Here is an 18426-nt window from a genome sequence, read left to right on the forward strand (position 1 = left end):
CTGATTTAGTCAGCCTTATTTGACTTAAGGGTGCCCTCGTTAGTGACAAATTGCTTTCAAGGAGACAGCCATGCCCCACACTTTGTTGAAAAACAAATTGCCCTTTGGGGAGACGGTAAAGCCAGTTGCTCTTCAATAAGGAATCTCGAGGAGGCAATATAACCGCCTCTGGTAGTACACTTCTCTAATCCAAAAATCAATTTGTATTCAAGATACCGCAAAAAACTTATGGATCTGCGTCTAATTTTCGGTCCAACTTGCACAGGAAAGACGTCGACCGCGGTAGCTCTTGCCCAGCAGACTGGGCTTCCAGTCCTTTCGCTCGATCGGGTCCAATGTTGTCCTCAGCTGTCAACCGGAAGCGGACGACCAACAGTGGAAGAACTGAAAGGAACGAGCCGTCTATACCTTGATGATCGGCCTCTGGTGAAGGGTATCATCGCAGCCAAGCAAGCTCATGAAAGGCTGATGGGGGAGGTGTATAATTATGAGGCCCACGGCGGGCTTATTCTTGAGGGAGGATCTATCTCGTTGCTCAAGTGCATGGCGCAAAGCAGTTATTGGAGTGCGGATTTTCGTTGGCATATTATTCGCCACGAGTTAGCAGACGAGGAGACCTTCATGAAAGTGGCCAAGGCCAGAGTTAAGCAGATGTTACGCCCCGCTGCAGGCCTTTCTATTATCCAAGAGTTGGTTGATCTTTGGAAAGAGCCTCGGCTGAGGCCCATACTGAAAGAGATCGATGGATATCGATATGCCATGTTGTTTGCTAGCCAGAACCAGATCACATCCGATATGCTATTGCAGCTTGACGCAGATATGGAGGATAAGTTGATTCATGGGATCGCTCAGGAGTATCTCATCCATGCACGCCGACAAGAACAGAAATTCCCTCGAGTTAACGCAGCCGCTTACGACGGATTCGAAGGTCATCCATTCGGAATGTATTAGTTTGCACCAGCTCCGCGTCACACCTGTCTTCATTTGAATAAGATGTTCGCAATTGTTTTTAGCTTTGTCTTGTTGTGGCAGGGCGGCAAGTGCTTCAGACATCATCCTGTTTTCAAAATTTATGCTGGCGAACAGCTTCTTAATTCCTTTGGAAATACTAGACTGCGTCTTAAAATTACGATGTCTGGATATAGATATGATTGTAAAATAACCTATTTAAGTGTTCATTTAGAACATAAGTTTTATGAATGTTCTTCCATTTTCGTCATCGAACGAATAAGAGTAAATACACCTTTTTTAACATTATAAATAAGTTCTTATACGTTGTTTATACACCGGGAATCATTTCCATTATTCGCGCAAAAAGTCACGGATATTCGTGAAAGCGACAAAAACTGCGAAATTTGCGGGGAGTGTCTTCAGTTTGCCTATTAATATTTAGTTTGACACTAATTGTTACCATTGCAGCCAAGCTCAGCTGTTTCTTTTCTTAAAAACGCAGGATCGAAAGAGCATGACTCGGCAAGGTTGGCTTGTACCATGCCTTTCTCATGGCAAAGATGATCAACTGCAGGATGAACTCTCGGAGCTTTCAAAAGCTTATCGAAAAAAGTTCCAAACCGATCTGCACACTAAGTCTGGCGACATCATCGATCCTAGCGGGGAATTTCTGTACGTCTATCTCGATGAAGAGAATTATCGGATATGCCGGCAAAGCATGGTTCTAGTTTCAAATGCTCCTGATGGATTGATTGCCACGACGTTGGAGCCCTATTCTGACAGTTATACATTCCGGCAGGTGAGGGAGCAACTGCAAGCCTTCAGCGGAGACGGTGGTCGGATCAACTACAGCAGAAATGAACACTCGTCCTCGTACTTTCTAACAATTCAGGCCAGCAACGAGTTCAAGCACGTAGGAGCCGTCCGGAACACACTTGGTCAAAGCAAGGACATTTGGAAAAGGAGAATGCCAGACGCCAGCCAACCGTTGGATTATCACTTGATCGCTGTGGGCTGTTCAGCTTTCCTCCCTGAGGCTGCTCTTGATGACGTGGAGTCAGATGGTGCTGTCTAGTTTTAATGGCGCCGGGTTTCGAAGTCTATGTCATTCTAGTAGTTGCATCATAGAGGTGCTTATAAAATCTATTATTATGTCAAGGTGTGTCTGAGAACCTCGTTGTATTAAGTATTAAAGGAATAAGGCAATAGTATTGAACTTGTAGTTCTTGTCATATTCAATCGAACCCGGTAAAACTTAGAGATAATTATATTCTTATTTAAGAGTAATGATGTTAAGTTGTTCATTGAATTAATTTAAATCACAATCTCACGGTATGGTTAGAAATAGACGCCCGTTAGATTGTTACCAGGCTAGATTCGAAAACTGCAAGAAACACCCATGATGGGTGGTGATGTTTTCCGAAAAAATTCCCTGCTTTTAGACGAAGATAACGTATTTATTTCGTTACTAGATGACATTGGAAACACGAAAAATAACAGAGATCCAAAGCACACTCTCATAGATTATGCGACTTTATTAGGAGTCGTCGACGGGAATTATGCCGAAAGATGGCATGACCCTAAAGCAATGATCGGATAATTGATAAGGTTACCTGTCTGAGAATCTCTTGTTTCCGCTCCGGCAGTCTCGTCTTCATCGTCCATCTCATCGTCGCCACCTCCCCCTTCCTCGGTGTAATTTCCGCCCCGGGCATAGAAAACACACGACTATCTAAAGGTTCCCTTTAATCTCACACGCGATAATAGCTATGGGTTCAACACATCTTCAGGTATAAGGCTCCCCATTTTGCGGTCAGATGCTCCGGAGAAAGTTCACCCATGCCCAATTTCTCCAGAGTTATGCCTGTCTCGTTGAAGTCTTCATTCGCGAGCTCAGAGGCATTGTCGAGGACCCAATCAATTGCACTGGTGTCGATGTCGAACATCAGGGCTAGTTCCTTGAAAAGAGGCAGGATGCGACAGTCTTCCGTGAGGTATCGGTGCTTCATGTCCTTCGGCACCCCTTTCGTGGCATTGTGCGACGGGGAGTTGCAAGCAAATGATTCAAGATCCGGCTCGTTCATCCCGTACCAGCGGTTGTCGAGATCAATGGTACGCAGAACCTGAAAACCGAAACGTTCCACGATTTTAATTCTGACCTCATCGAGTAATTCCATTTTATCGCAAACCTCTTTTGTCATTCCACCCTTGTAGAAATAGAAATCCTCCTGATTTCTGATCCTGTCGGCGTTCATGATGACGGTAGCAGGGTGGAATATAACGTTGGTGTTCAGAAGGGCTACATCAAGAATATTGGCGCGCCACTCAACACCCCGGGGAAACAAGGAGCTAACCTCGTCACGAGTCTCTTCAGAGAGGGGATTGAGCGACGCTATTTCAATTATATTTTTTATCGCTTTTACATAGATAGCCCCGTCCTCCCATCTGCAGCCATATGGTGCTGTGGAGGCCTCGATGGTTGCAGCAGTTGCAATAGGGTTTCCTAACAGGCTCGACATGTGCCCGGGCAACCAGAAGAGCAGTTTCTCGGTTAGGTCATAGTGATTCAGATAAGAGCTCAGTTCTTCACGCGCTCCCGCTTTTGAAGGAATGGTTACAAATACAGATCGAGCGCTTTTGAGTGCAGCACCAAGGTCACTGTGTACTGTAGGCCAGAAATGCCCAGAAACAGCGCCCTTGGCTTTCAGCCCTTGATCGCGGAGGTTGGCGCTGTTGCCGGAGTGATGAGGATGTGTCCACAACGAGACTTCGCGGTCTCGATTGCAAAGGTCAGCAGTTAAAGCACAGCCCAAGGTGCCAGCACCGATGATGAGTACAGCCATTTGGTGAAAATATTGGCAATTGTTGTGTTTGATCGTTTTTGATGATGGGATACTTCGACAACCAAAGCCAACTTCTTATTTATAAATCGTGAGGTGCGACTACGGTTCGATCTGCAAAGTCAGGAATGGCTGCCAACTGACGCTAAAAGTCTAGGAGCATGGGCCTCAACCTTTGAAAATTGAGGTGAGCTTATCTTCAAATGTCGCAGAATGACGGGTGCATTTGTTTTATCAGGAAATCTTCAATTTTTGTGGTCCCGACCAAGCTTTAATTTTCTTTCGTGGGTCCGCGTATGTTTGTCGTACGTGGAAAAACTGCATCGGAAGAAACTCCAGTGATATAAGGAAAGATGTATGATGCCAATGAATTTGCCCCTATTGTCTAGCTTCATGATGGCCAGGTGACAGGATATATCAAGCTGTAGCGTACGTCTGTGCATTTGTACGTCCATATGGTCGGTTATTCCTCTCTGGGTGAACTCGTTAATATGAACGCAATGTGCATTTGCGTTAGAAACTACGTGTAGCTCGTTTGAGCAATTTTGCCTTTGGCGTTGTATCCGTTCGGAACCAGACACTGCACTGCCGCCATGGTGTCGAAATCCAGCTCTCCGAGTAAGTTGTTATCGCCGGAAAGGGACCGCCCATAACAAGCATTCAGAATTTCAACGCCGCTTCGGTGCAAGGGAACGTCAACATCCGCGAGTTCTGCAAGTTGAATCGCAGGAACAAGACCAAATGGAACATCCTCGAGGACATACCTTGTTTCAGTGTCTGCCGGTCCCAAAGGGTCGTTACCGCGTTCCACAAGAATGGCAGAGGCCTCCGCGACACTGTCAGCCGTGATCCCGAAAGATTTGGCGAAATGATCAAGAATAGACGGGACCAACTTTCCATAGGCCGACGCAATTGCGAGACGTTCCCTATCAATGGCCTCCACGAGCCTGCCAACGGTGGGCGTTACGTTGGTTCTCTGGCCCCAGCTTTCTTTTCGCTCGATACGAGTGAGATTGCATAATGCCGTTGCGAGATGGCTTTCAGGATTGGTGTTGCTAAGAACGATTGTGAGAATGTCGTCCTTGACGGCGAAGCGGTCGCCGAACAGTTGTGCACATGTCTCCTGAGAGGAGACGGAGCAAGATACTGGGACCGCCGCGATGTCGACTTTACCTCTTATCGCCCCGATTTTAACCTCGGTCGGAGACTGGGCTTTCGATGTCAAAACGGTGGTGTTCCAGACGACGATCGGGATCACAGTTCCACGTTCCGCCAGTTTCTTCGACAGATAAAGGGCTGAAAACGATAGGTGTGCACTGATTATGATTGTGTGTCGTTGCTCCAGGTGAGGGATCAGGCTGTCTAGAACGAAGCGATGGCCGTAAGCAGGTAGGGCCAACACAATGACGTCGCCCTCCGCCAAGTCTTTTGCATTCCGGCAAACGCCTGGATGAAATTCTCCGGTAATCACACCGGTGACCTTTAACGGGGCACCCTCGACAAGCGCTTTCGTCCGTTGGCCGGACGGAGACCAGACGCTGACGTCGTGGCCGCGCTGCAGCAGAAAGGCTGCATATCCCATTGCGATTGCGCCTGCCCCTGCTATTGTTGCCTTCATTGGCGATGGCCTTTCAAAAAGAGGCCGACCACGAGATGTCGCGGTCGGTGTAGGTTTATGATTTTCGTGATGTTGCGCCCTGTCGTGGGCGTGCGGTGCATCAGTTTGTCTCATCCATCCTGACTAGATGCCCTTCCGAAACTTCACGGTACTGTCTTGCAGGGGGCTCATAGCCAATCGGCCGGACCGGGCTTTTCAGTTCGTCGCTTGCGATGCCCCGCCGGATCCTGCGTCGCGCAGGATCCGGCACAGGTACCGCCGCCATAAGCTTCTTGGTGTACGGATGCTGGGGATTTTCGAACACGGCGGCGCGAGGTCCGATTTCGACGATCTCGCCGAGATACATGACCGCCACGCGATGGCTCACCCGCTCCACGACCGCCATATCGTGAGAGATGAAGAGGAAGGCGAGGTCGAGGCTCTGTTGCAGATCAAGCAACAGGTTACAAACCTGCGCTTTGATCGATACGTCAAGCGCGGAAACCGCCTCGTCGGCAACGATGATCTTTGGGTCGAGCATCAGCGCGCGGGCGATGGCGACGCGCTGCCGCTGACCACCGGAAAACTCGTGGGGAAAACGCCTCATCATCTCGGGCGATAGCCCAACTTTTTCCATCAGTGCGGCGGCCTTGTCGCGCGCTTGCGATGCCGTTCCAAGCCGATGCTGAATAAATGGCTCGACAAGGGCGCTGCCGATGCTCAGTCGCGGATTGAGTGAAGCATATGGATCCTGAAACACCATCTGGATCGAGCGACGCATTTTACGAAGCGAGGAATGATCGAGCTTCATGACATCGTGACCATCAATGACGACGTTGCCGCTAGTCGGATTCAGGAGACGTGTGATTGATCGGCCGGTCGTCGATTTGCCACAACCCGATTCCCCGACGAGTGAGAGGGTTTCTCCTTGGAAGAGGTTGAAGGACACCTTCTCGACCGCGTGCACGGCGCCTGCTTTTCGGCTGAAAAAGCCGGAACGTATGTTGAACCGCATTGTCAGGTCTTTGACATCGAGGATCGGCGCCTTGTGCCGGGCGACAGTATCGTTCACCTCGGCGAGCGGCTGTTCTTCGCCAGTCTTGCTGTCGACGATCGGGAACCGCAATGGCAGTTTCCGGTCCGCCATGGAGCCAAGGCGCGGTACAGCCGAAAGCAGCGCACGCGTGTACGGATGTCTACCCCGATGGAAGATGTCGTCAGTCGCTCCTGTTTCCACCGCATCCCCGCGAAACATGACGATCGTTCGGTCCGCCACTTCCGCCACGACACCCATATCGTGGGTAATGAAAAGGACCGAAGTACCTTCCTCTTCCTGCAGGGTCTTGATGAGATCAAGAATCTGACCCTGGATGGTCACATCCAACGCTGTTGTGGGCTCGTCGGCGATCAGCAGCTTCGGTTTGGAGGCGAGCGCCATGGCGATCATGACGCGCTGACGCATGCCCCCAGAGAACTGATGCGGATATTCGTCGTACCGGCCCTTGGCGTTGGGAATCCGAACCTTTTCAAGCAATCTCAGGACTTCGCCCTTGGCTTCAGCTGCGGAAATTTCTGTATGAACGGTCAGCGCTTCAGCGATCTGCTTGCCGATCGGGATGATCGGATTGAGCGAGGTCATTGGCTCCTGAAAGATCATTGAGATCTCATTGCCGCGGACCTGACGCATTTCCTCTTCCGGGAGCGAAAGGAGATTTCTTCCGGCAAGAATGACCTTCCCTTCCACTTTGCTCGACCGTGCCGCCAGAAGCCGCATGATGGAAAGCGAAGTGACGGATTTGCCGGAGCCGGACTCTCCGACGATCGCCACAGTCTCACCGGGCGCGATATCGAACGAGATATTACGAATGACCTCTTTCCAGCCGTTCTCGATCTTGAATGAGGTCGTCAGATCCTGGACGGAGAGCACCGGGGCAAAGTGGGCCGGAGTTCGGCCGGCGACGCTTTCTTGAATTGGCACGGTCATTGCGCGCTCCTTGTTTTCGGATCGATCGCGTCACGGAGCGCGTCACCAAGTATGTTGAGGGCGAGTACGGTAAGGAGAATGGCAAGCGAAGGAAACACAACGAGCCACCATCCGCTCAGGATGTTTTCGAAACCCTCACGGATCATGCCGCCCCACGTGGCGGTTGGCGGCAGAACGCCAAGGCCGATGAAGGCCAGCGATGCTTCCGTTCGAATGGCGGAGGCCATCCAGAGCGATGCGACGACCACAATGTCCGATAGAATGTTCGGGAGTATATGAACGCCCATGATCCGGAGTGGCGAGAAACCCAGCGACCGTCCCGCCTCAACGAAATCACGCCGTTTCATAGCAATCGTTGGTGCCCGGGCGACGCGAGCGAACGGTGCGGTCTCTGTGATTGCAATCGCGATGATTAGGTTCTCGAAGCTGGCACCGAGCATAGCGGCAACCATCAAGCCCAACAGAAGGGTGGGAAAGGACAGCATGACATCGACGATACCCATCACAATCTGATCGAATATGCCGCCGATGTAGCCTGCCAGAATCCCCAGCGCAGACCCGACCACCATCGCAATCATGACGGACAGAAATCCGATGGATAGCGAGATGCGCGCTCCGTAAAGGAGGCGGGAAAGAACATCTCGGCCATAACTATCGGTTCCCAACCAGAATTGTGCGGAGGGCGGGGTCAGTCGATGAAGAATATTCTGCTTCAAGGGGTCGTATGGCGCGATAAGCGGCGCGAAAACGGCGAGCAAAATAATCAAGGTCAGAAGGCCAATGCCGATCCACGAAAAGCGGTTTCGACGGAATGCCTTCAGGACCGGGTTTGGTTGCCGCTCTGGCGCGGCTTGGGAGACAGCGACGTCGGTCATTGGGCAAGACTCACTCTGGGATCGACGAGGGCGTAAATGAGATCGGTGATCGTATTCACGATGATGACGAAGGTTGCAAAAACGACCATTAGTCCCTGGAGCATCGTGTAATCACGAGACTGCAGTGCGCCCAGTATGAGCTTCCCAAGGCCGGGGCGGGTGAAGACGATCTCGGTCAGAACCGAATTGCCTATCAGGGTGCCGAAATACAGACCTACAACCGTCACGATCGGAATGAGGGCGTTGCCAAGGGCGTGCCGGAGAATGAGGTTCCGTGATCGGACACCCTTGGCGCGTGCGGTGCGAATATAGTCTTCGCCCATGACGTCCAACATGGAGGAGCGGGTGACTCGTGCGATGTAAGCCGTCATGATCAGCCCTAGGTTCAGTGCCGGGAGCAGGAGATTGCGGAGATGATCGACCGGGTCGCTGGTAGCGCGGCTCATCACCGGCAGCCACTGTAGCCAAACCGCGAAAGCCAGGAGCATCAGGATCGCGGAGACGAACCCCGGGAAGGACAAGCCAACGAGCGACAGGATGCGGCTGAGGTAGTCCGGCCATTGATCGCGGCGAACGGCAGCTATCACTCCTAGCGGTACTCCGAGCAACGTCCCGATGATCATCGCGGCTGCGGCGAGTTCAAGTGTATAGGGCAGGACCAGCGCCACCTCTTCCAGCACCGTGCGACCGCTCACCATCGACGTACCGAAATTTCCGGTCAGCATGTCCGAAAGGAAACGCAAATACTGGACGCCGATGGGTTGATCGATCCCAAGCTGTGCACGAAGCGCTTGAAGCGCCGCATCGCTGGCGCGGTCACCCAGCATGGCAACCGCGGCGTCACCCGGTACAAGTCGAACCAGAACAAAAACCATGGTGAGCATGGCGATCAATGTGGGGATCGCCAATAGAAGTCTTCGGATCGCATAACCTATCATGCGGCGGCCCTTTCGATAGAGACGCGACCTGGGCAGAAGGCGTCCAGATTGGAATTTGTCTGACCATGACAGATCAGATCGGCGATAACTCTTCCGACAGAGGGCACAAGTTGGAACCCATGCCCGGAGAAGCCGAAAACATGGATCAAGCCTTCGACTTTTTTCGACAATCCGATGACCGGACGGTGGTCTGACGTCATGGCTTCCATGCCCGCCCAGGTTCTGACGATCCGGACGTTCTGCAGTTCAGGAAAGACCCGGACCGCCGCTTGTACCGACGCCGCCAACGCGACGACATCGACCGCCGCCGACTGCCTGTCGGCGGCAAGCCTGCCTTGCGATCCGCCGCCGATCAGGAGGGTGCCTTGGGATGTCTGCTTCAATGAAAGCTTCTTGCCGAACGAGCTGACGACCGGGCTGATTTTCGGGACGCTACGTTCCGTCACGACCATCATTGAGGTTCGGATCGCATGCTGTAGCGGATCTCCCGCGAGAGCCGAGACGTGATCCGCCCACGCGCCTGCCGCGTTGACGACGAGTTCGACTTCGAATGCGCCGCACGTCGTCTCGACGCGCCAACCGTTTTCCGATCGGATCATGGAGATCACCAGGCATTCTTCGGCGATCTTCACTCCGGCCTTGATGGCTGCGTCCCGGAATGCCCGGACAGCGCGATGCGGATCGGCGGAGCCGTCGCTCGACACCCAGGCGCCGCCCAGACAGTGGGCAGACAGACCGGGCAGAAGGCGTTGCATTTCCTCAGGGCCGACAAGCTTCTCGTGATGATGTCCCATGGCTTCCAGCCGCTTGATGCGCGCCTCGATCTCGTTCAGAGACTGTTCGTCTTCCGCAACCTGTAACTGGCCGCAGGCGACGAAACCGCAGTCGTCACCGACGAGAGCTTCCATGCCATGCCAGGCTTCGGCAGCCTCGATGCTTAGGGGCAGTTCCGCTACATCCCGACCAAGTGTTCGCACGCCTGCGGCGGTTGCGCCGGAAGCGTGGCTTCCGAGAAAATGTCGCTCGACGAGGTGTACAGATACACCTCGTTGCGCTGCTTGCAGAGCGGCCGAAATACCGTGAAGACCACCTCCTATGACCAGGACGTCCGCATTCATGTCGCACCTGCCACATCTTCCAGAGACGCGATTTCGCCAAGCGTAATCGGCTTGAGCGGCGGACGGATATGGAAGAAGTTCACGTCCTTGATCGGGAGATCATGAACCTCGGCCAGTAGTGCCTGGACCGTATAGCCGCATTGGCGACCCTGACAGGGCCCCATTCCGCAGCGCGTAGCAGCTTTGACTGCGCTCGGATCGGCGGGGCTGTTACGGGCGGCAGCTCGGATGGCCCCCGCAGTGACTTCTTCGCATCGACATACGACGACATCGTCGTCGAGCCGGTTCCGTGGAGGCGGGTACATAGCATCGAGGAACGGACGCAATGCGAAGGCTCTTTTACGGCGCTGATCGAGCTTAGATGCGCGGCGAAGGTTCTCTGTTTCTGAAGAAATTCCAAGTCTGCTGGCAATTCCAAGCGCAGCGATTTCTCCGGAGATAGTCGCGGCAAGCCAGCCCCCAATTCCGCCCGCATCACCTGCAACGAAAAGCCCTTCGCGACTGGTTTCTCCCCATCGATCTAGCTTCGCCGCCAGATATCCCTGCTCCTCGTTCCAGTGGTGATCACAGTTCAGCGCCAGGGTCTCATGGATACGCGGCACGATACCTTCATGGACCAACAGCACGTCCGCTTCAACGCGATGACGCTTTCCCTTCGCTTCCCATGTGAGATACTTCAGACACTGGTCGCCGTCGGCTCGCAGGTCAGAGAAACCCCGAACCATCATGCCGCTACGTTTTATGTCGCGGAGCCAGCGCAGTCCTTTGAGCAGGCCGCCGAAGTCCCTCCAGGCTCGCGGCAATCGACTTACGGCAGACAATTTCGGGGATGCCGCAGTATCGAGATAGCCGGCTATACGTCCACCAAGATTCAGGAACTGGGTGGCATAGAGGAGTGGCAATGGTCCTGCACCGGCGATCCAGACCTTGCCTTCTGGCAACATTCCACCAGATTTCAGAAGGATCTGGGCGGCTCCCACCGTCATAACTCCTGGCAGCGTCCAACCTTCAAACGGTACAGGTCGTTCTTGTGCGCCGTTTGAGAGCAGCACCGCGCGAGCCGTGATACGACGCGCCTTGCCCTCCGATGTAAGGAAAAGGCTCCAGGAGTCTTCAATCTGCCAGACTTGAGTTGACGGGAGATATTCCACGCCGGATGCGCGAAAAGCCGCGGTAAGCGCCTGACCTTTCTGGTAGTCTGTGCCAAGAGCTTCAAAAACCGGGCTTTTTACGTTGCGCTCGACACCGCGGAATATCTGCCCTCCCGGCGATGGTTGTTCATCAATGACAACCACAGAGGCACCCAGCTCACGCAAACGTATCGCGGCGCTCATTCCGGCCGGCCCGGCCCCGACGATTGCGACGTCATAGTTCATCGTGAAATCTCCCGGGGTCCGCGCTGACTTTCAATACGCATCCCGTGGCGAACTGGGACGAGACACCCCTGTGTTGACGCAATGCCATCAACGATGGCGAGACACTCGAAACACACTCCCATTTGACAGTAAGGAAGCCGTGGTTTGCCGCTGACGGGAGAGCGACGTCCCGCTTCCGGAACGCGCAGCAGCACGCTGGCAACGGTTTCGCCTTCCCAAGCGATGGTCTCGACGCCATTGACTAGGATGGTCATGTCAGCCGTCTTGTCCGGCCGCTCAAGCACACTTTTGAACATCGAATCTTCCATTTGAAAAAGCGGACAGGTCAGTAGACAACCGGCCTTCGATCATTGCAGGCGCCACGATAGCGGCATGGGCAGCGGCCAACGTCACGCCCGAGTGACAAGCGGCCGCAAAGAGGCCGGGATATTCCTCGGATTGAGCGTATATCGGCGTACCGTCGGGTGGCAGAACCCGGAAGCCGCTCCACTGGCGGACAAGACGCGCTGACGCCAGAGCAGGAATTATCCGCGTTGCGCGCAAGGCCAGCTTCGTTGCCGAAGCAACAGTAACACCGCGATCTGTGACATTTTCCTTCGTCGCACCGATCATTACAGTGCCATCGGACGTCTGCCTCAGTCCGCTTGCAGGATAGGGAAGGAGTGGTTCAATGCGTTCCGTAACAAGCAACTGACCACGATCTGCTTTAAGCGGAATTTTGAAGCCAAGCGGGTCTGTAAGCGAAGGCGTCGCATGCCCGGCAGCGACGATAACACATGGTGCTTTATAGCTTCCAAGCGCTGCGGTGACGGTAAATCCGTCAGCGCCGGGAGTGATGGATTGTACGGTGTTGCGGAACAGAATTTTTCCACCGTGAGCAGTCACACCTCGTTGCATGGCGGCAAGAAGCTGTAATGGGTTCACGTGACCATCAGCCTTACAGTAACTTGCTCCGACGACCTCCGGCCCGAATGCGACTGCTGGCATCATTCGCTCTAGCTCAGAGCGATCGACCATCCTCAAATCGCTTGCAGACAGGTAATTGTGTGTCCGCTTATTGAGTGTTTCTCGATTTTCGTATTCGGTTTCGCTGAGACAGTAAACAAAGCCTCCTGGTCGGGAGTAGTCGATACCAACACCCGCCGATTCAGCCAACTCTTGAACAAAATCCGGCCACAGATCGGAACTTTCACCCGTTAACTGCTGGTAAGCTGGGGCGTTTGCGCCCTTTCCCTGGGTCCAGACGAGCCCGAAATTCGCACGCGCGGCACGCATGTCCTGATCCTGTCCATCCAGGACGATGACGCGTTTCCCGAGTTTGGCTATCCCGTAGGCCAGCGCGGAGCCAACAACGGCCCCGCCCACTACAATTACTTCTGCGTCCACCTTGATCTCCATCAAATTGTTGCTGAGCTTAGGAAAGCGAGGTAGAAAGTCAAAGTCGTTTATTTCTGTGCGGTATTCGTAGAGGTTATAGCCAATGAGATATCCAAGTTTGCGGCAGCTCGAGGCACTCATGGCAGTGGTCGAGTCAGGCACGGTAAGCCGTGCCGCCGATGTCCTTCGGATTTCACAACCTGCCGCAAGCAAGCTCATCCAAGATCTGGAGGCAGATACAGGCTTGCAACTCTTCGAGCGCGAAAGTGGCCGGCTGGTACCGACAGGCCGCGGTATGCGCCTGTATGAGGAGGTCGAACGGATATTTGGTGGCGTCAATCAACTCGCGCGCGCCGTGGATGCAATTCGTCGCGAGGAGCACGGGCATATCCTGATAGGCACCATGCCAGCCCTATCAGGGCCGTTTATCACCCGGGCGATTGCAGGCTTCAAGGCGCGGCATCCAGATGTTTTTGTCTCCATCGAGGCGCGTAGCTCGCAGTTTTTGACAGAAGCAGTGCTGCTTCGTCGGTTAGATGTGGCGCTTGTTGTGAGTGGATTAGAACACTCGTCGGTGCAGATTGATCGGGTGAAATGTCCGCCGTATGTCGTGGCGATGCCGCTAGGTCACAGGCTATCCGGCAAGTCAGAGCTGTCCCCAACCGATCTCCAGGATGAACCATTTATCGCGTTTGCGCCGAGAGGGATGACACGAAGCAATCTTGATGCTGTCTTCGAACGTTTCGGAGTGATTCCAAATATCGTGATTGAGGCGACTACTGCTCCAAATGTTACAGAGATGGTGGCAGCCGGATTGGGTGTGACTGTCGCCGATCCACTAGCCCTAGAGCATGTCGCCGGTCGGATCGAAGTCAGGCCTTTCAGGCCGGTCGTTGAGTCAGATTACGTGCTTATTCGCCCGCTTCGAGCAAGAAACAGCGTTTTGGTTGCCGACTTCGTGGAGGAAATTCACGTCGCTGCACAATCACCGAAAGTCTCGGTTTAAAAAGCTCCCGGCATGGCAACTCTGTTGTTGCCAATGCCGGGATTTAGTCGGGGAAGTGAGATCAGCGGCTGATGGTTGTTTGTTCGGTGATAGGCGGCGAAAGGTTCAAGGAACCCGTGAGATCGTAGCCGTAGTTGAGAGCCTTGCTGCGAACCCAGACCTGCATCAGGCTGAAAAGAGGTACGCTGCATACCTGTTCGCTAATTTTCTTTTGGGCGGCAGACCAAAACTTCAACCGTTCCTCGTCGGTTGCGGCCTTTCGTGCTGCCGTGATATCGGCGTCACCGGCATCACAGTGAGCAAAATTGGTCACGGCAGTCGGCTTCCCGACTGATGCGTCGGAGTGATAAAACTGGCTGAGGTAGCTATCAGCTACTGGATAACGCGCAGCGCCATAAAAGACGATATCACTGAGGTCCTTTCGGATTTGCTCATGGTAGGTCGGATGATCTACGACTTTAAGTTCAAGAGCAATGCCAACTTCGGCCAGCTGCGCCTGAATAACTTCCATGATGGGTAACTGTGTCGTGTTCGACGATACGATTGCTGACAGCTTCAAGCTGTTACCAACGCCGGCCTCTTTAAGAAGCTTTTTCGATAGATCCGGATCATAGTTGTACGTCCATGCGCAATCTTCGCCAAGATAGCCGGACGGGACAACTGAGCAGCCTTTGACTGCCACGGAGGCTCCAACAAACTGGATGATCTGATCGACGTTCACGGCATGGGCGATTGCCTGGCGAATTTTCACATTGTCCAGTGGCTTGTGTTGGATATTCAAAAATACCGTACGGTATTCACCTGGGGCAAAAACATCGACGACTGCGCCGTCCCACGTTTTTGCCTGATCGACCCAACGCTGCTCGCGTTTGCCGTAAATGAGATCGAGCTCGCCAGATCGGAATGCAAGCTCGCGGCTCGAATCCGATGGAATCAAATCGACCCGAATGTCGTCGATTTTCGGTTTCCCACGGAAGTATTCCGGAAATGCTTTCAGATATACCGACTGCTGCGTGACGGCTTTGTCAAATGTGAATGGGCCGGTCCCGATCGGACTGCTCTTGAAATTAGCCCCCATTTTTTCAACGGCTTTTTTGCTCACAATATTGCCGCCGTGATAGTTCGCGATCAGGCCGAGAAAACCGGGAACTGGTTCGCTGAGAACGATGCGAACGGTCGCGGGATCGACGGCTTCGATCGTTTTGAACGCTGCATAGTCGCTCGCGTAAGCGGAAGTTTCCGGATTTTTAGCCCGTTCAAGTGAAAAGACGACGTCGTCAGCGGTAAGCGTACCGTAGTTACCGTGGAACTTCACATCCTTGCGAAGCTTGAACGTCCAAGTGAGACCGTCGGCAGAGCTGGTCCAGCTCTCTGCAAGATCGGGTTCGATTTTTGATGGGTCGGCCGTACCTGGAGTGAACCGGACAAGGCCGTTGAACATCCAGGACACGACGGTCAGATCCTGGGTCGTGGTGGCACGCGCGGGATCCATATTGGTGATGTCCGGTGCTTGGACACCAACTCGCAGGGTTTCTGCGTACGCGCTAGATGTGAACGACGTTCCGGCCATCAAGCACGACGCCATCGCGATAACAGCTCCCGCTTTTACTATGTTGATCATGTTCCACTCCATTTTTTTGATTTCGCACCGAATTATTTGAAAAATCACAATAAGTGTCAAAGTCGATATTTTGGGGGGTGTATCTGGAAAAGTTATAGTTGGAGTGGACGGCGAAGCGCCAAATTGGTCGCATCGGACGAGTGTCGCGGAACGTGTCCACGAGTGGTGATCGCGATTAGTGGAGGTCCTTTGCACAGGCGTTCAGGTCTTCCGAAGAACGACGGACACAAACATCTGCCGCGGATCATTCCAAGCATGCACGACGATGTGCCAAATTGGTCAGGAAATGGATTATCGATCTGTTGGGTCGAGTTTCTTGATCAAAACGGATGCTCTTGATACGACGCTTTTTCCCTTACAAAATATTCCGAAGCTGAAATGGTTCGCACGCTAAGTCACTGAGACCATAACCATCTTGCATCCCTTTGGGAGCCATAGCCGCTCCTTCGTATCAGTCGGCTTCCAGCCAGATTGATTATAGAAATAACTAAATGTCGGCGATTCTCACCTTTACCTTCGGATGTAAGTGTCGAACTTTCGGCCAACTCCCCGTCAGATAGACGAGGCCATCGCTGAAGTTGGCCCGTTTGCAGCAATGGCGGATGCGTTCACTTTGTAGGGAAGCCAGATGCTTATAGAAACAACTCCTGAAGTACCAACCAGCGCTCCGCTACGGTCCTCAGAATCGACGCGCTCATCCAGGTATCTTCGTATTGGTGTAGATATTGGTGGCACATTCACCGATTTTTGCGGTTGGCGCGACGAGGCCGGAAGCGAAGTTGTCTCATTCAAAGTCCCTTCCACACCCCCCAATTTTGAAGAGGGGTTTCGGGCTGGATTTGAGCGGATTCTCGAATTGCTCGAACCGAAAGAAGACGAAATCGCTCTGGTGATGCACGGAACCACGGTCAGCACAAACGCGGTGATCGAACGCGCAGGTCCGAAAATTGCGCTGTTCGTGACCAAGGGCTACCGCGACATTCTCGAATTGCAGCGCATCAGAGTTCCCAATGCGCTCAACTTGTTCGAGCGCCGGACTGTGCCGTTGATTGAAAGAAATTTCGTCATCGAAGTTGATGAGCGCTTGCTGCGCGAAGGCGAACTCGACAAGCCGCTCGACAAGGAAGAGGTTTCGGAACTCGCCAAAAAGGCCGCGGCCGCAGGGGCAACCGGTTTTGCCGTGGCATTTCTCCACAGCTACACCAACCCCGAGCATGAAATTCTCGCGCGTGACGCAATCCGTGAGGCACTTGGGGAAGATACCCGTGTCAGCCTGTCCAGCGAGATTTGGCCGCGGATGGGGGAATACGAGCGCACCATCGCCGCTGTTTTGAACGCTTTTGTAAAGCAGCGCATGGACGAATATCTGGGCGCTGTCGAAAGCTATGTGGCAAAGCGGCTGCCGGGCTCTCACCTGTTCATCACCCGCTCGAATGGTGGTGCGATGTCCGCAGCAGAAGCTCGCGCCTTTCCGATCCACACATTGTTATCCGGACCGGCATCAGGCGTGACTGCTGCCGAATTTCTCGGCCGCTCGATCAAGGAAGATAACCTTCTGACCTTGGATATGGGTGGAACGAGTACCGACATTTCGCTCATTCGTGAAGGTCGAGGCCAGACATCGAATTCGGCAGAAGTCGGCAATTTCCCCGTGATTCTCCCGGTTTCTGAGATCGAAGCAATCGGTGCGGGAGGTGGTTCGATTATTGCCATGGACGGCTCCGCGTTGCGCGTTGGCCCCCGCAGTGCCGGTTCCTATCCAGGCCCCGCATGCTTCAGACGCGGTGGCGCCGAGCCGGCACTTACCGACGCCTATCTTCTGTCGGGCTATTTGCCGGAAGCGCTTTTGGGCGGCGCCATGAAGCTCGACCGGGATGCTTCGGTCCGTGCGCTCACGCCTGTTGCCGAGCATCTAGGCATCGCTGTCGAAGCTGTCGCCGACATGGCGGTTACCATCGCAACATCAAACATGGTTGCTGGGGTCCTGCCATACCTAGCCCGTAAAGGCGTTGATGCCGAAGACCTGACACTGCTTGTTTATGGCGGCGGCGGCGCGATCCACGGGCCGCTCGTTGCTAGCGAAATCGGCATTAATCGCATTCTTGTGCCTGCATCTCCCGCTGTCTTCTGCGCGCTCGGGGGGTTGGTGTCGGAACTCAGCGAAGATGTCTTGGCCAGCGTCCAAGGGCGCGTTCTGAGTGCGCAGGACGTGACTTCGACATTCGCTGACCTGGCCACGCAGGCGAAAGACTGGCTCTCTCGGCAGATTGAGTCGGAGAAGCTAGCGAGCGTTTCGATCGAGCACTGGGCCGAAATGCGTTATGCTGGTCAGTCATTCCAGATTGACGTTGAACTGCCTGAACAGGCGGTCCTGAATGCAGACTTTCTCGCCATGATGGAGGCATTCCATACCGAGCATCTGCGGACTTTCAGCTACGCCAATCCTACGGGTGCCATTGAGTTTGTTGCCCTGCGTGTCCGAATTAACGGACGCCTGGCCGTTCCGCAAATGTCGATATCCACGAGGGAAGCAACTGGCACGGCTCATATTGCTACCCGGGACATGCGATTTAATGGCACCGTGTATCCGGCGACAAAAGTCTATGAGCGTGACGCTCTGGGTCGCGACAGTCTCATCATCGGGCCGGCTGTCATCCAGCAGGTTACCGCGACGGTCGTGGTACCGCCCGACTATTCTGCGCGCATCGATGCGTATGACAACATCATCATTTCCAAGGACTGA

14 protein-coding genes are annotated in these 18426 nt (G+C 53.7%); 4 read left to right on the forward strand and 10 right to left on the reverse strand.

What is annotated here, in order from left to right:
• Positions 1 to 228 precede the first annotated feature (228 nt).
• A complete protein-coding gene (locus FY156_29900; GenBank protein ID UXS05756.1) occupies positions 229 to 951 on the forward strand; it encodes an isopentenyl transferase in 723 nt (240 codons plus the stop codon).
• Between the two features lie 514 nt (positions 952 to 1465).
• A complete protein-coding gene (locus FY156_29905; protein ID UXS05757.1) occupies positions 1466 to 2026 on the forward strand; it encodes a hypothetical protein in 561 nt (186 codons plus the stop codon).
• 700 nt (positions 2027 to 2726) lie between these two features.
• Here the strand turns inward: FY156_29905 and FY156_29910 are convergent.
• The 9 genes from FY156_29910 to FY156_29950 all read right to left on the reverse strand — a co-directional run bounded on the left by FY156_29910 (position 2727) and on the right by FY156_29950 (position 13077).
• Complete coding sequence (locus tag FY156_29910) at positions 2727 to 3794, reverse strand: D-lysopine dehydrogenase/D-octopine dehydrogenase (protein ID UXS05758.1); 1068 nt, start codon at positions 3792 to 3794, stop codon at positions 2727 to 2729.
• Positions 3795 to 4311: 517 nt separating this feature from the next.
• Positions 4312 to 5409: an NAD(P)-binding domain-containing protein gene (locus tag FY156_29915; protein UXS05792.1), complete on the reverse strand. Its 1098-nt coding sequence runs from the start codon at positions 5407 to 5409 to the stop codon at positions 4312 to 4314.
• 100 nt (positions 5410 to 5509) lie between these two features.
• Positions 5510 to 7372, reverse strand: a complete 1863-nt coding sequence (locus tag FY156_29920) for an ABC transporter ATP-binding protein (GenBank protein ID UXS05759.1) — start codon at positions 7370 to 7372, stop codon at positions 5510 to 5512.
• Positions 7369 to 8247, reverse strand: coding sequence for an ABC transporter permease (locus FY156_29925; protein ID UXS05760.1), 879 nt, complete (start codon positions 8245 to 8247; stop codon positions 7369 to 7371). Before FY156_29925 ends, FY156_29920 begins: the two co-directional genes overlap by 4 nt.
• Positions 8244 to 9185, reverse strand: a complete 942-nt coding sequence (locus FY156_29930) for an ABC transporter permease (protein ID UXS05761.1) — start codon at positions 9183 to 9185, stop codon at positions 8244 to 8246. Before FY156_29930 ends, FY156_29925 begins: the two co-directional genes overlap by 4 nt.
• The gene (locus FY156_29935) at positions 9182 to 10303 is read right to left on the reverse strand and encodes an FAD-binding oxidoreductase (GenBank protein ID UXS05762.1); all 1122 of its coding nucleotides are present in this window, start codon (positions 10301 to 10303) and stop codon (positions 9182 to 9184) included. Before FY156_29935 ends, FY156_29930 begins: the two co-directional genes overlap by 4 nt.
• Positions 10300 to 11679 carry an FAD-dependent oxidoreductase gene (locus FY156_29940; protein UXS05763.1) on the reverse strand — a complete coding sequence of 460 codons (1380 nt, stop codon included), beginning with the start codon at positions 11677 to 11679 and terminating at the stop codon, positions 10300 to 10302. The genes FY156_29935 and FY156_29940 overlap by 4 nt, the downstream gene beginning before the upstream one ends.
• Positions 11676 to 11975: a (2Fe-2S)-binding protein gene (locus FY156_29945; GenBank protein ID UXS05764.1), complete on the reverse strand. Its 300-nt coding sequence runs from the start codon at positions 11973 to 11975 to the stop codon at positions 11676 to 11678. The genes FY156_29940 and FY156_29945 overlap by 4 nt, the downstream gene beginning before the upstream one ends.
• A complete protein-coding gene (locus FY156_29950; GenBank protein ID UXS05793.1) occupies positions 11956 to 13077 on the reverse strand; it encodes an FAD-binding oxidoreductase in 1122 nt (373 codons plus the stop codon). Before FY156_29950 ends, FY156_29945 begins: the two co-directional genes overlap by 20 nt.
• 82 nt (positions 13078 to 13159) lie before the next feature.
• Between FY156_29950 and FY156_29955 the strand changes: the two genes are divergently transcribed.
• Positions 13160 to 14062 (forward strand): LysR family transcriptional regulator, encoded by a 903-nt coding sequence (locus tag FY156_29955; protein ID UXS05765.1) that lies wholly within the window; start codon positions 13160 to 13162, stop codon positions 14060 to 14062.
• A 61-nt stretch (positions 14063 to 14123) separates the two neighbouring features.
• On the opposite strand, the gene FY156_29960 is transcribed toward FY156_29955, so the two are convergent.
• Positions 14124 to 15683 (reverse strand): polyamine ABC transporter substrate-binding protein, encoded by a 1560-nt coding sequence (locus FY156_29960; GenBank protein UXS05766.1) that lies wholly within the window; start codon positions 15681 to 15683, stop codon positions 14124 to 14126.
• A gap of 628 nt (positions 15684 to 16311) precedes the next feature.
• On the opposite strand from FY156_29960, the gene FY156_29965 reads away from it, so the two are divergent.
• Positions 16312 to 18426 (forward strand): hydantoinase/oxoprolinase family protein, encoded by a 2115-nt coding sequence (locus tag FY156_29965; GenBank protein UXS05767.1) that lies wholly within the window; start codon positions 16312 to 16314, stop codon positions 18424 to 18426.

Origin of the sequence: Agrobacterium tumefaciens, assembly GCA_025559845.1 — a bacterium.
In the GTDB taxonomy this organism is placed as follows: domain Bacteria; phylum Pseudomonadota; class Alphaproteobacteria; order Rhizobiales; family Rhizobiaceae; genus Agrobacterium.

Coding starts and splice junctions, on each gene's coding strand:
- FY156_29920 (UXS05759.1), bottom strand. CDS start 7,372: ATGACCGTGCCAATTCAAGAAAGCGTCGCCGGCCGAACTCCGGCCCAC.
- FY156_29945 (UXS05764.1), bottom strand. CDS start 11,975: ATGTTCAAAAGTGTGCTTGAGCGGCCGGACAAGACGGCTGACATGACC.
- FY156_29930 (UXS05761.1), bottom strand. CDS start 9,185: ATGATAGGTTATGCGATCCGAAGACTTCTATTGGCGATCCCCACATTG.
- FY156_29915 (UXS05792.1), bottom strand. CDS start 5,409: ATGAAGGCAACAATAGCAGGGGCAGGCGCAATCGCAATGGGATATGCA.
- FY156_29950 (UXS05793.1), bottom strand. CDS start 13,077: ATGGAGATCAAGGTGGACGCAGAAGTAATTGTAGTGGGCGGGGCCGTT.
- FY156_29965 (UXS05767.1), top strand. CDS start 16,312: ATGCTTATAGAAACAACTCCTGAAGTACCAACCAGCGCTCCGCTACGG.
- FY156_29940 (UXS05763.1), bottom strand. CDS start 11,679: ATGAACTATGACGTCGCAATCGTCGGGGCCGGGCCGGCCGGAATGAGC.
- FY156_29960 (UXS05766.1), bottom strand. CDS start 15,683: ATGATCAACATAGTAAAAGCGGGAGCTGTTATCGCGATGGCGTCGTGC.
- FY156_29925 (UXS05760.1), bottom strand. CDS start 8,247: ATGACCGACGTCGCTGTCTCCCAAGCCGCGCCAGAGCGGCAACCAAAC.
- FY156_29955 (UXS05765.1), top strand. CDS start 13,160: ATGAGATATCCAAGTTTGCGGCAGCTCGAGGCACTCATGGCAGTGGTC.
- FY156_29905 (UXS05757.1), top strand. CDS start 1,466: ATGACTCGGCAAGGTTGGCTTGTACCATGCCTTTCTCATGGCAAAGAT.
- FY156_29935 (UXS05762.1), bottom strand. CDS start 10,303: ATGAATGCGGACGTCCTGGTCATAGGAGGTGGTCTTCACGGTATTTCG.
- FY156_29910 (UXS05758.1), bottom strand. CDS start 3,794: ATGGCTGTACTCATCATCGGTGCTGGCACCTTGGGCTGTGCTTTAACT.
- FY156_29900 (UXS05756.1), top strand. CDS start 229: ATGGATCTGCGTCTAATTTTCGGTCCAACTTGCACAGGAAAGACGTCG.